This window comes from Motilimonas eburnea (assembly GCF_021295345.1).
GTDB classification, from domain to species: domain Bacteria; phylum Pseudomonadota; class Gammaproteobacteria; order Enterobacterales; family CBDFNC01; genus Motilimonas; species Motilimonas eburnea.
The window spans coordinates 20291-38436 of the sequence record NZ_JAIMJB010000025.1 but is presented as its reverse complement, the minus strand read 5'-3'; the positions used below and the strand labels follow the sequence as shown (position 1 = coordinate 38436).

The window sequence follows — 18146 nt, the reverse complement described above, 5'->3', positions numbered from 1 at the left end:
GGGCCCCAGTAATGGGGCGATTTGATATTCATATTTATCGCCGCATCACTGCGGCTCCCACTAATTATTGAGCGAGCAATGTCTCTAAGCATTGCTCCTTAATACCATAAAACGCTTTTATATCGGCAATTTGCTGTAAAATCGCGGTGTTATCGCGTGGCTGTTTACGCTTTTGCGCTAAGATCATCTTGTTCTTGCTGGTGTGCTCAAGAGAAATAAACTCAAACACTTGCGTATCATAGCCATGGGCTTCAAGCAACAATGCACGCAGGCCATCGGTCACCATTTCCGCTTCTTGCCCCATATGAATACCGTGCTGTAATAATGGCGCTAATGTTTGCGGACTTTTCATTTGTGGACGGATCTGTTTATGGCAACATGGTGAGCACATGATGATTTCTGCTCCCGTACGGATCCCCATATGCAAGGCGTAGTCGGTAGCCACATCGCAAGCATGCAACGCAATCATAATGTTGATGCCTTGAGCCTTGAAGTGTTGCACATCGCCTTGCTCAAATTTAATGCCGGTTAAATTCAGCTTTTGCGCAGTTTGATTGCACAGATCCACCAGTCCTTGGCGCAATTCAACCCCAGTCACTTGCGTGGGTACGTGTAACTTATCCATAAAGTAATCGTGCACAGCAAATGTCAAATAGGCTTTTCCTGAGCCAAAGTCCGCAATATGTACCTCTTGTCGTTTTGCCAGCCCAGTGTTATCAATCGCACGTGAAAGAACTTCAATAAACTTATTGATTTGCTTCCATTTGCGAGACATGGAAGGAATGATCTCCCCCTGTTTATCGGTAATGCCAAGGGCGTTTAAATAAGGGCGCGATTGTTCAACATAACGCTTTTTGGCGCGATTATGGCTCACTTTATTACCTTGTGTTGACGCCGCAGGCTTCATGGCCGCGCTTTTATTTCGGTACTTATTGAACAGCACCTTGCCTTTTTTGGTCACACTCAATTGCACTTCCCACTCATCACTGACCAAGTGCGCATTTTGAAAATCATCCCTAAGCCAAGGCTGACATAGGGCCATGGCGTCATCCGTGGTGATATTTTTGGTGACGTGATTAGTTTGATATTGATACAGACAAGAAATCAGTCGCTGACCTTTTAGTTCAACCGGACGCAAAGTGATCCGATTCAACTGTGCCTCATCACCGCGGTATTTAGACAGCACCAAACGCTGGAACTGACTCGAGCCAAACACGCCATGGCATTCGTCAAGAAACTTAGTGATATTAGTGAGATCAGGGGATGACATAGGGCTCTCTTTCTATAGTGGCAAGCAAAAAGGGCTATTCTAGCTCAAACAGCCCCCTAGGGTTAAGGTTTAAGCTCCTTGCTGCGCAACTTCACACCGAGCGCGACCATTTTGTTTGGCTTGATACAAGGCCTCATCAGCTTGTTTTAACAAGGCATTAATTGACTCATTTTGACCACATTGGGCCACTACGGCGCCCATACTAAAGTTAAGGACCAGCTCTGCTGGCAAGTTCGCGGGCTTATGCTGCTGATAGGCTTTGAGCAATTTATTGAACAAAGGTTGAATTTCATCTGGCGTTGCTTGAGGTAAGACCAGTAACCATTCTTCCCCTCCGTAACGCCCTACTTTTTCATGGCTACGGAGTGAACCACCAACAATCTTAGCAAAGTAGATCAAGACTTGATCACCCACATCATGACCAAAACGATCATTCACTTGCTTAAAATGATCTAAGTCGATGATCGCCAATACCAACTGATCATGAGTATCAACGAGTTGTTCAAGGCTTTCTTGGGCAAACGCCAAAATGCCTCTACGGTTAGCGGCTTGCGTCAACTCATCTTTATAGGCCAATGCTTTAAATTTTTGTTTATGTGCACGCTGGATGCGAATTTGTCGAAATGTCAGCGCCAAAAAGACCAACACCAAAATCAAGCTTAGGGCTAAAATCATGCGAAACTGATTTTGCCGAGCCAACTCAGATTCATTCAGTTCATTTTCTTTTTCCAACAGCTCATTGCGCGATTTCTCAAAACGCACATCATAAATCACTTCTAAACGTTGCAGGGATAACTGCTTTTTAATTTCAAAATCTTTATTCAACTGATCGATGTAGGCATAAAAAATACGTGAGGAATCCTGATATAAGCCCAGCTCGGAATAGACTTCACCAAGTGATAGACGCGGAAAACGACTATCGTCTCCGCCTTGAGCCATCATCCACTCCACTTCACTGATATAAGCTTTGGCAAAGTCTACCTGGCCTTGTTTAGCATAGATCATCGCAATATCGAGCTTGATGCGCATGCGCATGTACTCCGAGCCGGCATCCGTAAGCATATCATTGGCATCTAATAACAAGGGAAGCGCGGCGGTGAATTGCTGGTTTTTGATCATCACACTGCCTAACTGGGAGGTAGCCAGTGCCACTCCGGCCTTATCATCTAACGCAACACTGAGATCCTTGGCCTGAGAAAAATAATCAATGGCACTGGGCCAGTTCTCTAATCCAATATGCGCTGTACCTAAATTGTAATAGAAAATGGATAAACTAAAATCATCACCCAGTTCAATCGCAAATTCCACAGCATGGCGATAATATTCAATGGCTTTGTGGTAGTTTTTTAACTTAGAGTAAATGATCGCAAGGTTACTCTGAATGGTCATCAAACGTGAATGGTCATTGGTTTTCTCAAACAGCTGCTGCGCTTCAAATAAGCGCTCGATGGCTTCAGCATATTGCGATTCCAACTGCATAGTGTAAGCATATTGTATTAAGGTATCCCCCAGTAAAATGGGGTCATCTAATGCTCTGGCTTGGGCTAAGTTCGCAATCACAGCCTCAACCGCCTGCTTAATGTCGCCATTCATCGCATAAACAGACGCTTGCAGGTTATTAATTTTTAACCGGTCGGCAACCGAATTAGCAGACTCATTGAGCCGCTTAGCGCGATCTAAATAAGATTGGGCTTGTTGATCTTGCTCTAAAGAAAGGTGAGCGAGCGCCAGCATCACATTACCTCTGACCTCGCCCGCAAGGTAACCTTGTTGTTGGTGTTGTGCCAACAGCGATTCACTTTCCACAATCAACTCATGGGGCGGGAGATGGCTATTCTCCAACGCAATCCAAGGATCCAGCGAGTTAGCCTTGACGCCAGCAGCCATCATGGCAACAACCCAAGTGGTAACTAACATCCTTATCAAAAAAATCAACTTACCACCTACTCAGCTACCATCAAAATACCGCTGCTATTTTACCCTAACCTAGGCAATAAACTAAAGCGATAAGCTAGGGCTCCTGCTTAACTTGTTTAATCGCCTCGTTTAATTGACTCATAAAATCAGGGTGGTGAGCTATATATGATTTACTGATATACAAGCCAAAAGGCTTGCTGATCTGCTCAACGACTCGATAATCCTTTTCCGTATAGCCTTGTAGCGTTAACTCTTGTTTAAAGACTTTTTCGGCTAAAAACACGGCATCAATGCGATTTAGTCTGAGCAGTAAGGGCGGTAGCTCTTTGATGGTGCTGGCTTTCATCATTACTTGGTAGTTATGTTTCAAAAGCCAAACACTGGTATTGGAGCCCAGCAGCGACGCCACTTGAGCTTGGCGTTTAAAAGATTCCGAACGCGGGTCTCGCTCGTCATCAGGGCGCATAAACCAAAGCCAACGGTTGATCATTAATGGTTCACTAAATTCAGCAAGCAGGTTACGTTGTTCGTTCTCACTGGCGAGAAAAAAGCCATCAATACGACCACGACGTAATTCGGCCAAGGCCCTCGCATAATTGGGCACGGATATATATTGATAAGGTTGATCTAATACCTTTAACACCTGATCAACTAACTCAATCCCTACCCCTGAAAACTGGCCATTGTCCATGCTGGTGTAAGGAGGAAACTGAGGGACAGCAAGGCGTAAGGGCGCTGCCATCACACAGCTAACACTCAGAAGTAAACAGCCAATGAAAAATCGAAAACTAAGCACAATAATGCACAACTCCTTGAACAAACACCTCTGATTTACAGGCTCACTGCTGATTTTAACACAACCGCAATGATTGAGAGGCACTCCATCATCATAGCAAAGACACTCACTTTATGCTGCAAAGCCCAATGTACCCAATCAACCTGGAGATGCTTGATTTCAGCAAGAATTTACAGCCGTTTAAGCAAGGCATTGATTGCAGGTAATGGTTGTTCCCTTATCAAAATCAATAACGCGGCATAAACGCCTGTAAAACTTGCCCTCGCCAGTTCAGTTGATTTCACAAGATAAACACGCATACAATTAGCCCCCCATTTCACTGACCTTTTTAGTACTTATTTTTGGTACTTATTGGTTGATTTTTGATGTAACGCAGGATTTTTACTGGATCAAAATAACAATTTATTAAAAAATAGAGCAAAATTTTGTCGCTTCACTTTTCAAGGATGAAAAATGGAACTATCAACGCAATACTCCCCTTCTGTGAGTACACCTCGCCATTGGCGTTTTTTGATCATGTTTGGCTTATTAACCCTTGTTGCTTTGACGCTACATAGCCAAATGTATCGCTTTAACCTTGGCCTGATGATTGACGAAAATCCCCATTATGCCCAAATATCGATGTTTCTTCGGGGTGAGTTAAGCCAATTGCCTAGCCTGACGACCATTCCGGGTTACCATGCCGTCACGGCATTCATCGGTAAGCACTTACACCTCACTGGCGCCAACCATGTCCGCTTAATCTCTTTACTCATGGTTTTGGCCTCTGTCATTGTGATGTATTTTTGCCTACGCAAAACCGTGCCTGAAGCGGCACTGCCAAGGTCCCTTGCGTTTTTCTTTTTACCTGTGATGTTCCCGTATAACTTTTTGATCTATACCCATTGCCTCTCGATGCTAACCGTGCTGTTGGGTGTGTATTTTTACTTAGATAAGCGTTTATGGCTCTGTGCCGCCATGATGTTACTCAGCCTCTTGGTCAGACAAACCAATATTATTTGGGTCGCCGCCCTTGCGACCATGGTGGTGATTGATGATTGGCAGCATTATAAGCTGCTAGCTGGCCATCAACTTAAGACTTGGGTAGTGAAACTGCTTCCGTTTGGTGTGCTGTTTGCCGCATTTGCTAGTTTTGTGGTGATTAACGGCGGGGTGGCCATTGGCGATGCTAACCGACACCCGGTAGGCATGTCCGTGGGTAATCTCTACTTTTATATGGTTTGTTTCTTCCTGGTCTTTTTGCCCATTATCTTAAAAAATAGCATTAATTATTGGCATGCCTTAAAGCAACGAGCACTGTTGAGGATTGAGTTCAACAACAAGGAATACCAGCTACCTGTTAACTTGGTTTGGTTAGGTGTGATCTTCTTTGCTGCTTACATGTTGCTGTTTAAGGTAGTGCACCCTTATAATTTTGTGCCAGGGTTTGTGCATAACACCATCCCGCTCTACTTCACGTCAAGCACACTATTAAAAGCCACTTGGATCTTGCCTATCTTTGCCACCGTCATCGGTGCCTTTGTGTTTAAATTAACCCGACCCTCGGCCTATATTCTCTACCCCGTCTTTATCGCCTTGTTGTTGCTGCACCCTATGATTGAACACAGGTATTACATCCCTGCTATGACACTATGGCTGGTCTTTTTATCTCATCAAGGTAAAAAAATGGAATGGTTTCTCTTAGGTTACTTTGCGCTGTTATCGGCAACCCTAGTTTGGGTTAAATTCAACCTTGGCCTATTTCCTTAAAAGAGGTGCTTGTGTCTTATTTATTATCGATTGAATTTGCAAGCTTATTATTAATTGCTTGCAGTGGCCTCTATATTGCTTGGATTGCCTGTCATCAATTAAGCTGGCTGGGTAAGTCAAATGTTGATAATCATCATGTTGCCCTTAGTGCTCCCATTACCAGTCAGTTCAGCTGGAAGAAAAATCTAACGCTATTGCTGCAGATTTTGATTGTTGTGCTGCTTAGTCGGTTCGTCATCTATCTCGTTGCCTATTTCTCATTCAGTGTGATCAATGAAAATGCCGGCGGCTTCAGTGATTTGTTTAAGCACATATGGTGGCGCTGGGATTCTTTTCACTATATCAATATTGCCAATAACGGTTACGTGGCAGAGGGGCAAGATAGGTACTTATTGGTATTTTACCCCCTATATCCCATGTTGATAGCCATTATGAAGGGCTTCATCGCTGATACCTTTTATGCCGGTGTGGCCGTTTCATTAATCAACCTCACCTTATCTTGTTTCTTTCTCTTTAAACTGGTCGCGCACGAATTTAATGATGAATCCACCGCATGGAAAACAGTCAAGTATTTACTCTTGTTTCCATTTTCGTTTTTTACCGCTATCGTCTACACCGAAAGCACCTTCTTATTAATGAGCATCGCTTGCTTTTATTACATGCGACAAGGACTATGGTGGCAAGCGGGTTGTTTTGGTCTATTAGCAGCACTTACTCGCAATCATGGTGTGTTATTACTGGCACCCATGGCATTTGAAATGATCCGTCAACATCAAGCACAATGGCCAGAAGGTTGGGGGGCAAAAATAAAGTTTATCACCCCTAAACTACTGGCTTTGGCGTTGATTCCTTCTGGGATCATACTCTATTTAGTGCTAAATAAATGGGTCACAGGTGATTGGTTTAGGTTTTTAGATTACCAGAAAGAAAACTGGCACAATGGTTTTGGCTATTTTGCTGAGAATGTCTCTGCCATTTTCGATCGCACCCAAGACCAAAACTATAAAATGGCAGCAGGAACCTGGTGGCCGACATTTGTGGGCTTCTTTTTATCCATTGCGCTGATTGTCACCTCGATCCGAAAAGTGCCAAGCGCTTATGTGATCTACAGCTTTTGCTATCTTATTATTTCCTATTCGCCAACTTGGCTACTGAGTGGACCAAGGTACTTGATGGGGCTGTTTCCACTGTTTATCTTTATGGCTTTATGGGCCAAAAAGCACCCTAGTTTGGAAAACACACTGGATATTGCCCTTGGCCTGTTCCTGACCCTATTTGTCGTGCTGTTTTTCCACTCAGCGGTATATTAGTGCCGCATGTCTCTGGCCCGACTAAGGGCCAGAGAGGACCCTTGAGCATTATTTCACAGTAAGTAAATCCGGGTTATATTCATGGGCTCTGTTAGGCGCTACTCAACTCGCCCTTTAATTTGCTTCCACTTGGCTCGTATATACCCTTGTCCTGGTTTTTCGATGAGATAATACGTGGCGAGTGATACCGGCACTAACACACCAAACACCCAAGCAAACACTTCCAGCTTAAAGCCATAAGTCGGCAAGTCCCACTTCTTCATTACATTGATCACCCAATAATGATTAAGGTACAGGGAGTAAGATAAAGTGCCTAAAAAGGCAAGACGACACTTGTTAAATATCCAACTTAATATTCCACCTTGCCAAGCAAAACAAAATACAAGTGCGGTGAAAACAAAGGGCGCATTAAAGTCCATTTTGGTGCGTATCGGAGCAAAGAAAACCAATGCCACCGCCGCCGCAACCAAAGCGATTTCGGCTAGGGAAAATAGACCAAACCTCATGGCAGGAGAGCTGAATTTAATGGGGTGGGCCTTAATCACAACAAACCAACGATACAGCACCATGCCTAAGAAAAAGCCTGCGAAACAGCGCACCATACCAGCGTTTAAAAAACCGAATAACAACTGGATATGAACATCTAAGTGTTTTATGTTCGCGATCAGTACGCTGTAGCCGAGAATCGACAGGATCAATAGCGTTAAGGTATTTGCACGCCAAGCTATCCATGCAAACACGATCAGGTTCACCCAAAACTCAACACTGATACTCCAACTTGGTTGATTCCAACTCACCCACCAAGTACTCATTCCCGTATTGTGCAATAAAAAAATATGCTGCAAAAAGGTGTATAGATTCCCATCCCCTTTGTCAGGAAAGTCCGTTGCAAAATAGTACAATAACACGGCAATCAGACCAAATAGGTGTAAGGGATACAAACGCGAAAGTCGAGCGATGGTAAAGTCTGTGAGCGAGAGCTCGCCCTGATTATGGGGGTTAAAGTAGCGATAACTCAGTACAAAGCCACTCAAAATAAAAAATAAATCCACCGCTAAATAGCCTGGAAAGCCATAATGAAGGTGGAACAGCACAACCGCGAGAGCCGCTAAGCCTCGAATACTATCTAGCGCATCAAACCTCATGTTCATCCTTAAACATTGATGTGTTTTGCCGCCGATAGTACCGCAAACCACAGGCTAAATTAACTAAACAGCCGAATCTCTCTTCAATTACTAGAGCTAGGTCTTATGTCGAGCATGGCCATGCTATTAGGAACAAGCAAAATTTCAGCCAGCGCTTTTATATCGGTTTAGTCATAGCCCGTTGGGTTAATTTTGTTCTTAAGTTCACGCTTTACAACAATCCGTCAGCAAATTTTCTCTACAACTATACTCTTAGTTAAACCTTGTCCCGCGAAAAAGAAGTTAAGAGATAAGATATGAAGTTGATATCAAATTGGATGTGCTTTTCGTTGTTACTGATTGGGTCGCTTTTTTCTTGGGCTGGTCAGGCCAAAAGTGCTCCCATCCAGCTGAATTTCCTCGAATGGGGGTATTTACCCGTCGGCTTTGAAGACCGTTTTCAAGCCTATGCTCGAACGAAGGGGATGGATGTCAACGTCACCTCTATCCAACCCTATATCACCGACTTTGATAGTATTTATAGTGCGCTAAGAACGAAAAAAGCCGACGTAGTGATGCCGGCCAATTTCTTTTTGAAAGCCCACCACTCTCCACTGATTAAATTATTACTGCCGATTGATAAAACGAGGCTGAGTAACTTTCAACAGCTCAGGCCCATTTTCCAGCAAACCCAGTACGACAAAGAAGGAGAGCATAACTATGCCGTGCCTCATACTTATGCCTTATTTAGTTTAGCTTATGATCAAAACCAATTCAGTGCGCCGCCCACCAGTTGGTCAGGGCTGAGTAAACCTGAAAACACACAGCAATTCAAAATCTATTGCGATCAGTTTGAGCCCGTTTTAATTTCCAGCATGCTTGCACTGGGTGAATCTCCCGCCTTGTTTGCCAATGGTCAAATTATCAAAGACCCATCACTGCAACAGCGGGTGCAAAACACCTTAACCATGAGATTAAAAACCGCCCAAGGCTTTTGGTCCAATCAAGAAAACAACTGCGCCGATTTACGCCAACAAAGTTTAGCCACGACTTGGGGGCTCGAGCTGGTAAAATGCAATCAAGAAAATAACCAACGCTGGAAAATCGCGGTCGCCGAAGAAGGCCCCATCTATTCACTTGATACCTTAGCGATTGCCCAACACCTGGCCAATCAACCCGATAAGCTTGAAGCCGCATACCTGTTAATAGACTTTCTGATCAGCCAAGATCAGCAAGCACTCGTTTTGCAAGGTGTCCCCAGTATCCAAGGCGTCAATCGCTTATTACGCAGAGAATTCACTGCTGATGAACTGGCGGTGTTACCCGATAAAGCCTTGCCTGAATTTGATGAGCGTTTGTTGATCCCCCCACTCCCAGCCAATATCAAAAACCGTTACAAGCGGATGATGAATCAGGCCTTGGACGATTCCGGTACACGTGAATTTAGCAATCAATGTAACTGGGACTTGCAATAGATAAACAAACGAGACCTTTAATCGCTCAGGCTTCGCAATGAAAAAGCCTGAGCATGGGTAAGCAATATCGTGTAAACACTCACTCAAGGCCAGAGAGTGGCGGGCTCGGCGAATAACACCGAACACAAACTCCCCCCCCGCAATTAATTAACTGACTTTAAATTCCTTAATTGAATTATCCATGGTTTGGGCTTTGAACATGGCTTGCGATGATTTCAGCCAAGCCATTCAAGGTCAGTGGGATGCGAGCTCGTTCGGCGAATAACACAGAACACCAGCTCCCCCCAACAAATAATTAACTGACTTTAAATTCCTTGATTGAGTTGTCCATGGTTTGGGCATGCGTTGCGATAATTTCAGCTACTTCACTGAGCTCTTTAAGCACAGTCACAGAGCCTTCCACCAACTCTTTTACTTGGCTGAGGTTTTCATTCATTTCTTCAGCCACATTAGATTGTTGCTCCGATGCCGTTGCGATCTGGCTGTTAAAGTCAGCGATGCTTTGTACTTGCTCAGCGATGTAATCAATCTTCTGACCCGCTTGGCTGACCTGTTCAACACTTTTTTGAGCTTCATCAACACTGGTCACCATCAGGCTCACCGCTTGGCCTGCACTGCTTTGCAACTGTTCGATCATGCCTTGTATTTCTACCGTCGCATCTTGGGTGCGCTGCGCTAAGCTACGTACTTCGTCGGCAACCACGGCAAAGCCCCGACCTTGCTCACCTGCTCGGGCCGCTTCTATCGCAGCGTTTAACGCCAATAAATTCGTTTGTTCAGAGATGCCGCGAATGGTATCAACCACAGTCCCTATACTGCCCACTTTACTCTCAACTTCATTAACCGCTTTTGACGAAGCATCGATATTATTTGAAAGAGAGCTGATGATACCTATGGTGGTATCCACATAACGATTGCCATCTAGGGCAACTTGATTAGCCTGAGTTGTCGCATTGGCAGCCGTCACCGCATTATTAGCCACTTCTCTTACCGTTGATGCCATTTGGCTCATTGCGGAGGCCAGCTCGTCTATTTGGCCAAACTCTTCCTCAATGGAGTCTTGTACCGCCTCCATGCAAATAGACAGTTGCTCAGATACATCATTTAGCTGCTCTGAAGTGACATGCTGCTCTGCTAATAGAGCCTGCCAATTAGCCGCCGTAATGCGTACAGCTTCTGCGATTTCACCAAACTCATCTTTGCTGCTAATGGTCATATTAAGGCGTAAATCTTTGTTTGCCATTTTATCGATGCCATTGACTAAATGCTTCACTTGTTTAGACATGGTATTGGCCGCCCAAACTAAGATAAAGATAAACACCACGGCCATGACAAAGGTTTCAACTAAGCCACGTTTAAGGGCCGCATAATAGAATTGGTCTAGTTGCTGATGACTAATGGCGGTTGCAACGCTCCAGCCCCAAGGTTGAAAACCGCGGGCATAGACTTCATACGCTTGGCCTTGCTTTAAGGCTGTAAAATAGCCTTCACTTTCGCCTTGAGAAATCCTTAATTGAGTTTGGATATTGGCTGGGCTGTTGGCATCAAAAACGGCGGTCAGCTTTTTACCCACTAAACTTTCTTGAGCCGGATAAAGCAAAGCTTTACCTGAATCGGCCCCTTGACTGGCCACGACCCAATAATGGCCATCGCCATCCCAACGCATTTTATTTAGTGCATCAAGGGCAAACTGCTTGGCCTTATCTTCCCCTCCCAGCTGGGATTGGGTTTCATAGGCTGTTTTTAACACACCGTCGGCCAGAGCCAGCTTTTGCGCCAGTTCATGCTGGCTATGTTCAAGCACATCCACTCTAAATTGGTTTGCATCGAAAAAAGACTTGCCAACTAGCAACAAGGTACTGAACACCATAAGCAAGATCATTTTGGGCATCAATTTAACATTTGCAAACACTTGCTCTAGCTTATTCAACCGAAAAGCAGTCATAATTACTCCAACACGAGAAGATTATTGTGTAATGACTAAATTACTCTAATCAAGGTAACTAATCGACCTGTAAAACCAATACTTTAGAACTAGGTTTAAAAAACATGACAGACACAGCCAAAAGCCGCAAGATCACCTCGCTTGATGTCACCATGATGATCCTTTCCATCATCAGTATATGTTTAGTATTGTCACGGCTATTACTCAACCTAGATGCAGAAACAGCCTTACTTTTCTATAACCTAGATAGCAGCATTTGCTACATTTTTTTGATCCACCTGAGCTATCGCCTGATCCGCTCCGACGACAAACTTGAATACCTCAAACATCACTGGGTAGACTTTATTGCCTCCATTCCGATGACGGAAGAGCTTAGGTACGCAAGACTATTACAAATAGTGAGAATCATTAGGGTATTAAAAGAAAACCCTCACTTTTTCGGTCAAATCAAAAAACACTATCAAGAAGCCACAGTTGCATCGATTATCCTTTTTATTATGCTACTGCTGGTCTCCGGCTCAACCGCTATCCTATACCTCGAATCGGCCGACCCTAACGGGAACATTAAAACGGCAGGCGATGCATTTTGGTGGACCGTGGTGACGATTTCTACCGTGGGCTATGGCGACTTCTACCCCGTCACAGACTGGGGCAGAACCATCGCAACCACCTTGATTATTTGTGGCGTGGGCGCATTTGCCACCTTGAGTGGTCTAATGGCTACCTTTTTGACCGCTAGTCGCCAACAAGAGCACATTGACAACAAACACTTATTGAATGAAATAAAGCAACTGCGCACTGAAATTGCTGAGTTAAAAACAGTCGCAACGAAAGATGAAAAACACAAACAACAGCCCAAGAAACAACCTGATAAAGGTGAGCCTAAGGCGAACCTAAAAACCTAAGCCGAGCCTAAGCCAAGACGAATCCGATTAAGCTCGCTACGGGCTCTCTACCAATACGGGCTTAATGTTTTGGCTTGCAATCTAGATTGTTCCATTGCCAACAATAATGAGCTCTCTTTGCGTTTTAGCCACTTGAGAATTTTTTCTTGGGTGGCCGTATCTTGCTCAATCTCTAAATAGTCATAAATAGGGGTGAGCACTTTGAGCTCTTCAATGCCATGTAATATGTCATTCCAAGGTAAGCGAAACTCATCCCTCAGTTGACCCGGAAACAAACCTGACAAACAGGCGCCAACTAACAGATTTCGATTCAACAACCCTTCAAGGGCAATATATTGCGAGCGCGATAATTCATCACTAAGCACTAAGGCTGACTGGCTTAGCTCTTGCCAACTTTGCGCGATGGCTTGATGGGCAAAATCCGATAAGGGGACTTCTTGCTGGCCTTTAGGCAACTTGGTTAACGCCATTAGCCATTGGGAAATCGCCAATATCAAGGTGCAGTAACGCTCACTGGTAAACAAGCGCTTCATCTGCTTATATTGTGGCAGCGACTTCAGCTCTTGTTTTAAAAATTGTTTTAGGGGCTTAACCTTATCTAACTTTTTAATGTAACGCCCTTGATCTTGGGTCAAGCCTGTCAACGCCTGATAGCGGTCGATACACTTTAACTTGCTGGTGAGCCAATTTAAATCTGCCAACCAGGTAATAGGCAAATGGTTTGGCAAGTAACGGGAATATATAAGCAAGGTTTGATGCAATAAATTCACGCCGTCACGCATGTTGGCCAAGGCATCTAATCGGTGTTGCAAGTATAAGTGCTCGTGATATTGCCAATGTTGCAAGGCTTGGCTTAGGGTTTGTACCAAAGCCTCGGTAATGTCATGGGTTGCTGACAGAGGAACGATGTCTAAAGCCCGCAACTCGGGCAAGGTTTGACTCGACAGTAGATAGCCTCTTTGAGCCTTACTGATATTCACCAAACGAGCCCCAGGTAAGGCAGCCATGTCGTGAGCCAATTCAAACAACAAACCTTGGTGCCCTTTGAGTAACTCTAGTTCGACTTCGCAAATGCTCTCCTCTTGGCCTTTACAAGATAGCTTGCCGTAATCAAATGCCACTTCAACCAAACCTTCATCATTGATGTCAACTAGCCAAGTTTGTCGGGTGAAGTCATTGCTAAAAATGGGCACTAAGTCTTGCTGAATACTCGCTATATCTAGACCACTAGGCCAAATATCCGCCTTAAATCGGGCTAATTCGGGCTGTATTCCCTCAATGGGCTCATTATATTCGGGGCGTTGATGTAAACCACCTACCACAGAGCCATTTAATTTAATGGTCTGTTCATTTTTGCCATCATGGCTACGCACACGCAAACCAATCCCTTGGTTTTTCAGGGTTCGCTCTCGGGTATCAAAATAAACATTTTGTAAATTATGCTGATTTTGTGCACAAACTTGCCATTTAGCGAGTAACTCTGGCAGTTTTTCCCCCGCTTTTTTTGACACAAAGAACTTTATCTCTACTTCTGTATCCATATGATAATTAAACACTTTAGTAAGTTAATCAGGTATATTAGCGATACCATTTAAACGCAAAAATTGACTTTAACGGGTATTTACCCAGTTTAGCTGTTTTCATGCTCGCCAACTTGCGTTAACATGCGCTCCAATCTATCCATCGTGTGTTTTTTCACCGAGAACAGGTAATTGGCTATGCCAGTAAATACAATACTTGGACTTTTTGCAAAGTCCCCAATCAAGCCTCTACAAGAGCATATCAACAAAGTTCACCAATGTTGTAAACTCCTCGTCCCTTTTTTTGAAGCGGTTAACGCTAATGACTGGGATGAAGCCGAGCAACTGAGAGCGAAAATATCCCAAGCAGAAAAACAAGCTGATGAGCTAAAACGCGAAATCCGCTTAAAGTTACCTCGCGGTATTTTTATGCCCGTTGAGCGTACCGACATGCTGGAACTATTGACTCAGCAAGATAAAATCGCCAACCGAGCAAAAGACATCTCGGGCCGTATCTTGGGCCGTCAACTCACCCTACCAGCCGAAACGCAAGAAGACTTTATGGCCTACTTGCAACGCTGCATCGATGCCACCAATCAAGCGAAAAAAGCCATTAATGAGCTAGATGAATTGCTTGAAACCGGCTTTAAAGGCCGAGAAGTGGATTTAGTCGAAGACATGATTCATCGCCTTGATGAAATTGAAGACGATACCGACCATTTACAAATTAAATTGCGTCGCCAGTTCCAGCAAGTGGAAAACCAATACAGCCCCATTGATATGATGTTTTTATATCAGATCTTGGAGTGGGTAGGTGCCCTTGCCGATCAAGCAGAGCGTGTAGGTGCTCGCTTGGAGCTAATGTTAGCTCGTTCATAAGTTTCAAAGAGTAGTTAAATTATGGAAATAATAAGCACTTACGGCACAACCTTAGTCGTACTCGCAGCCGTGTTTGGTTTCTTTATGGCATGGGGTATCGGTGCCAATGACGTCGCTAACGCAATGGGCACCTCGGTCGGCTCTAAAGCGCTGACAATCAAGCAAGCGGTTATCATTGCGATGATTTTCGAGTTTGCAGGGGCATACCTTGCCGGTGGCGAAGTGACCTCGACCATACGTAAAGGCATCATTGACTCTGCGGCGTTTGTCGAGCACCCAGACTTATTAGTGTTTGGTATGATCTCCGCGTTACTAGCGGCCGGTTTGTGGCTGTTGATCGCATCTTATTGCGGCTGGCCTGTATCAACCACCCACTCTATTATCGGTGCGATTGTTGGTTTTGCGGCCGTTGGCGTCAGCCCAGATATCGTATCTTGGGGTAAGATTGGCGGCATTGTCGGCAGTTGGATAGTGACCCCGCTGATAGCCGGTTTGATCGCCTATGCCATCTTTATGAGTGCACAGCGACTTATCTTTGATACCGAAGAGCCGTTAAAAAATGCTAAACGCTATGTTCCTTTATACATGTTTTTAGCTGGCTTTATGATGTCACTGGTCACCATCAAAAAAGGCCTTAAGCACGTTGGTTTACATTTTGACACCATGGAAGCTTATGGCCTTGCCGTGATCGTGGGCATCTTGGTCGCCTTGATTGGTAAGTACTTCATTAATCGCATCAAAATCGACCCTAAAGCCGATAAAAAAATGCACTTTACCAATGTTGAGAAAGTCTTCGCTATCTTAATGGTGATCACGGCTTGTGCCATGGCCTTTGCTCACGGCTCAAATGACGTTGCTAACGCTATTGGCCCACTGGCAGCGGTGGTCAGCATCGTTAATAGCCAAGGTGAAATAGCCAGTAAAGCAGCATTAGCTTGGTGGATCTTACCATTAGGTGGTTTTGGTATCGTATTAGGCTTGGCTATTTTCGGTAAACGCGTTATCGCAACCATAGGTAATGGTATTACTCACCTCACCCCTAGCCGAGGCTTTGCCGCAGAATTGGCAGCCGCCACCACTGTGGTTATCGCGTCCGGTACCGGCTTGCCTATTTCCACCACTCAAACCTTAGTGGGTGCCGTATTAGGTGTGGGCATGGCGCGCGGTATTGCTGCCTTGAACTTAGGTGTCGTGCGCAGCATTGTAGTGTCTTGGGTGATCACCTTGCCGATTGGCGCGTTCCTCTCCATCATGTTCTTCTACATGTTGAAAGGCATGTTCAGCGTCTAATCACAAAAGCGCCTACGGGCGCTTTTTTGTTTTTATGGCATCGTTCAGCGACAGTTTACAGGCGTTTATACCGCGTTATTGATTTAATTAGGGCAAGTCATTACCTGCAATCAATGCCTTGCCTAAACGCCTGCTGAAATCAAGCATCTCCGGGTTGATTAAGTCTATTATTGGAGCATCAAACGCAGCTTTCATTTTTTCTGCTTGTCTTCACGGCTTAAACTCTTAAACTTGTCATTAACTTTTGTTTTAGCAGAGAAGGTTTTGTGAAAAGTTTCATCTCTTATTCCATTTTACTGGTTACTTTGATTGTGGCCCCCGTTTCCGCACAAGCTCAATATATTAGCGATAACCTGATTGTCTACATTCACTCTGGCCCGAGCACCCAATTTCGTATTATAGGCAGCCTAAATGCAGGCTCGCCCGTTACCGTTAAGCAACAGGACAACGAAGCCAACTTTACTCAAATTCAAGATACTCGTGGTCGTATCGGCTGGGTTGAAACCAAGTTTGTCAGTGATGAGCCGCCTGCACTCACCCTGCTGCCCGAATTACGACAAGAGTTAGCACAAACCAAGCAAACCTTAACTGAAACAGAGCAAAGCCATAATCAGGTATTGCTTGATAGAGACCATACCATCGAGCAACAAAGTAATGAGATAAAACAATTACTCGAGCAACAAACCTTATTAACACAAGACATTGAAGCGTTGAAACTCAAAAATGAAACGTTACAAACACGCTTAGATAATCAAAGTGAAACCGTGCAAATGCAATGGTTAATTAGAGGCGCAGCCGTACTTGGCGCGGGTGTTTTCCTAGGCCTTGTTATTCCTTTTTTACCCAGACGAAAGAAGAAAGATCCTAACTGGGTATAACAATGGGATATGCCATTGCGTAAGAAAAAAGCGGCCTCGGCCGCTTTTTTTAATACCCTTTCCAATCTTCCATGGATTTAACGCTAAAACTTTGATTTTGATAGCGCATGATCACGTAATCAGGGCGAATTTCCAACAAGGTTAAATCCGGTGTAAACACACTGTCGCCTTCTTTAAACTCGGTGCCGTTAAACCGCACCGAGCGTTTCTCAACTAAGCTGGAATACACGTGGGAGTTATAGGCAAATGGTGGGATACTCGCTTGGATATCATCGGGTAGATTTGAGACAGGAATAGCCGACATCGGCTGACTCGGTGCAGGCTCGGCCACAGGGGTATTTTCTTGTGCCGCAAGGGCACGCTGAAATTTCTCAGCGACCGTATCTGACACATCCGAATAATCTATCTCATTGGGAGCCTCAGGCTCGACGGCTTGTGTTTGTTCACCGGCTAAAGCCAAGCGAATTTTTGCGGCCAGCTCGGGAGAGGTGTCTGATAAATCAAGATCAGCAAGGGGATCAACAGGCTCGATCACCTTAGGCTGAATTTGTTCAACGCGAGCCCTCGGTTTTTGACTACTGACATAAACCGGCAGTGGAACCGTCTCAAATTGTTTTTCTGGTAAGAACTCCACCTCTGCAGGCTCAGCCGATCTCACCGTTTGCGCATCTGGCTTCACTGGCTTAGCTTCAGGCTTTATTATCGGCTTTGCCGCTGGCGTCGCACTCTCCAAGGCCTGCTCGGTTTGCCCTTGACGCTCAGCAACCAATTGCTCCTTGGGCGGTTGTAGGTTAGTTGAGAGTTGCTTGCTTGACTGTGCCGCTGTTTGTTCAATCCACTGCTCCATATCCAAAGCAGCTGGGCTAACCTGCTCGCTAGCCATGTCATTATTAGCGCTTAAATACCAAAACACGCCACCACAAATTAAGCTGGTACTGAGCACAGCAATGGTCACATAGGGCCAAATGGCTTGGGTTGTTTCTTCAGCAACAGGGTATTGATAATGATTACTGGCCAGAGATTGAGTCGGGATTTTTCGATTGCGTAACTCTTCCGACTTTTTAAGGGCATTAAGTATGGTAGACATG

General features: G+C 44.7%; 14 protein-coding genes. 7 read left to right on the top strand and 7 right to left on the bottom strand.

Annotated elements, in window-relative coordinates; genetic code table 11:
- Positions 1-64: 64 nt before the first annotated feature.
- From K6Y21_RS18860 to K6Y21_RS18850, 3 genes are all read right to left on the bottom strand, one after another.
- Positions 65-1270, bottom strand: coding sequence for a class I SAM-dependent methyltransferase (locus K6Y21_RS18860; protein WP_233073434.1), 1206 nt, complete (start codon positions 1268-1270; stop codon positions 65-67).
- Between the two features lie 69 nt (positions 1271-1339).
- Complete coding sequence (locus K6Y21_RS18855) at positions 1340-3187, bottom strand: tetratricopeptide repeat-containing diguanylate cyclase (protein ID WP_233073432.1); 1848 nt, start codon at positions 3185-3187, stop codon at positions 1340-1342.
- Positions 3188-3281: 94 nt separating this feature from the next.
- A complete protein-coding gene (locus K6Y21_RS18850; protein ID WP_233073430.1) occupies positions 3282-3929 on the bottom strand; it encodes a substrate-binding periplasmic protein in 648 nt (215 codons plus the stop codon).
- 507 nt (positions 3930-4436) lie between these two features.
- On the opposite strand from K6Y21_RS18850, the gene K6Y21_RS18845 reads away from it, so the two are divergent.
- Together K6Y21_RS18845 and K6Y21_RS18840 are read left to right on the top strand one after the other, a co-directional pair.
- A complete protein-coding gene (locus K6Y21_RS18845) occupies positions 4437-5732 on the top strand; it encodes a Dol-P-Glc:Glc(2)Man(9)GlcNAc(2)-PP-Dol alpha-1,2-glucosyltransferase (protein WP_233073429.1) in 1296 nt (431 codons plus the stop codon).
- Between the two features lie 11 nt (positions 5733-5743).
- On the top strand, positions 5744-7042 hold the full coding sequence (locus K6Y21_RS18840; RefSeq protein WP_233073428.1) for a hypothetical protein: 1299 nt from the start codon (positions 5744-5746) through the stop codon (positions 7040-7042).
- A 98-nt stretch (positions 7043-7140) separates the two neighbouring features.
- Here the strand turns inward: K6Y21_RS18840 and K6Y21_RS18835 are convergent, their stop codons facing one another.
- Positions 7141-8187, bottom strand: a complete 1047-nt coding sequence (locus K6Y21_RS18835; protein WP_233073427.1) for an acyltransferase family protein — start codon at positions 8185-8187, stop codon at positions 7141-7143.
- A 296-nt stretch (positions 8188-8483) separates the two neighbouring features.
- Between K6Y21_RS18835 and K6Y21_RS18830 the strand changes: the two genes are divergently transcribed.
- The gene (locus tag K6Y21_RS18830; RefSeq protein ID WP_233073426.1) at positions 8484-9641 is read left to right on the top strand and encodes an ABC transporter substrate-binding protein; all 1158 of its coding nucleotides are present in this window, start codon (positions 8484-8486) and stop codon (positions 9639-9641) included.
- A gap of 295 nt (positions 9642-9936) precedes the next feature.
- Here the strand turns inward: K6Y21_RS18830 and K6Y21_RS18825 are convergent, their stop codons facing one another.
- Positions 9937-11586, bottom strand: coding sequence for a methyl-accepting chemotaxis protein (locus tag K6Y21_RS18825; RefSeq protein WP_233073425.1), 1650 nt, complete (start codon positions 11584-11586; stop codon positions 9937-9939).
- Between the two features lie 104 nt (positions 11587-11690).
- Between K6Y21_RS18825 and K6Y21_RS18820 the strand changes: the two genes are divergently transcribed.
- Positions 11691-12491 (top strand): potassium channel family protein, encoded by an 801-nt coding sequence (locus K6Y21_RS18820; RefSeq protein WP_233073424.1) that lies wholly within the window; start codon positions 11691-11693, stop codon positions 12489-12491.
- A 47-nt stretch (positions 12492-12538) separates the two neighbouring features.
- On the opposite strand, the gene K6Y21_RS18815 is transcribed toward K6Y21_RS18820, so the two are convergent.
- The gene (locus tag K6Y21_RS18815; RefSeq protein ID WP_233073423.1) at positions 12539-14032 is read right to left on the bottom strand and encodes a CYTH and CHAD domain-containing protein; all 1494 of its coding nucleotides are present in this window, start codon (positions 14030-14032) and stop codon (positions 12539-12541) included.
- Between the two features lie 177 nt (positions 14033-14209).
- On the opposite strand from K6Y21_RS18815, the gene K6Y21_RS18810 reads away from it, so the two are divergent.
- The 3 genes from K6Y21_RS18810 (at position 14210) to K6Y21_RS18800 (ending at position 17058) form a co-directional block, all read left to right on the top strand.
- Positions 14210-14890 carry a TIGR00153 family protein gene (locus K6Y21_RS18810; protein ID WP_233073422.1) on the top strand — a complete coding sequence of 227 codons (681 nt, stop codon included), beginning with the start codon at positions 14210-14212 and terminating at the stop codon, positions 14888-14890.
- A 21-nt stretch (positions 14891-14911) separates the two neighbouring features.
- A complete protein-coding gene (locus K6Y21_RS18805) occupies positions 14912-16180 on the top strand; it encodes an inorganic phosphate transporter (protein WP_233073421.1) in 1269 nt (422 codons plus the stop codon).
- Positions 16181-16446: 266 nt separating this feature from the next.
- The gene (locus tag K6Y21_RS18800; protein ID WP_233073420.1) at positions 16447-17058 is read left to right on the top strand and encodes a TIGR04211 family SH3 domain-containing protein; all 612 of its coding nucleotides are present in this window, start codon (positions 16447-16449) and stop codon (positions 17056-17058) included.
- Positions 17059-17107: 49 nt separating this feature from the next.
- Here the strand turns inward: K6Y21_RS18800 and K6Y21_RS18795 are convergent, their stop codons facing one another.
- Positions 17108-18145, bottom strand: coding sequence for a general secretion pathway protein GspB (locus K6Y21_RS18795; protein WP_233073419.1), 1038 nt, complete (start codon positions 18143-18145; stop codon positions 17108-17110).
- Position 18146 lies beyond the last annotated feature (1 nt).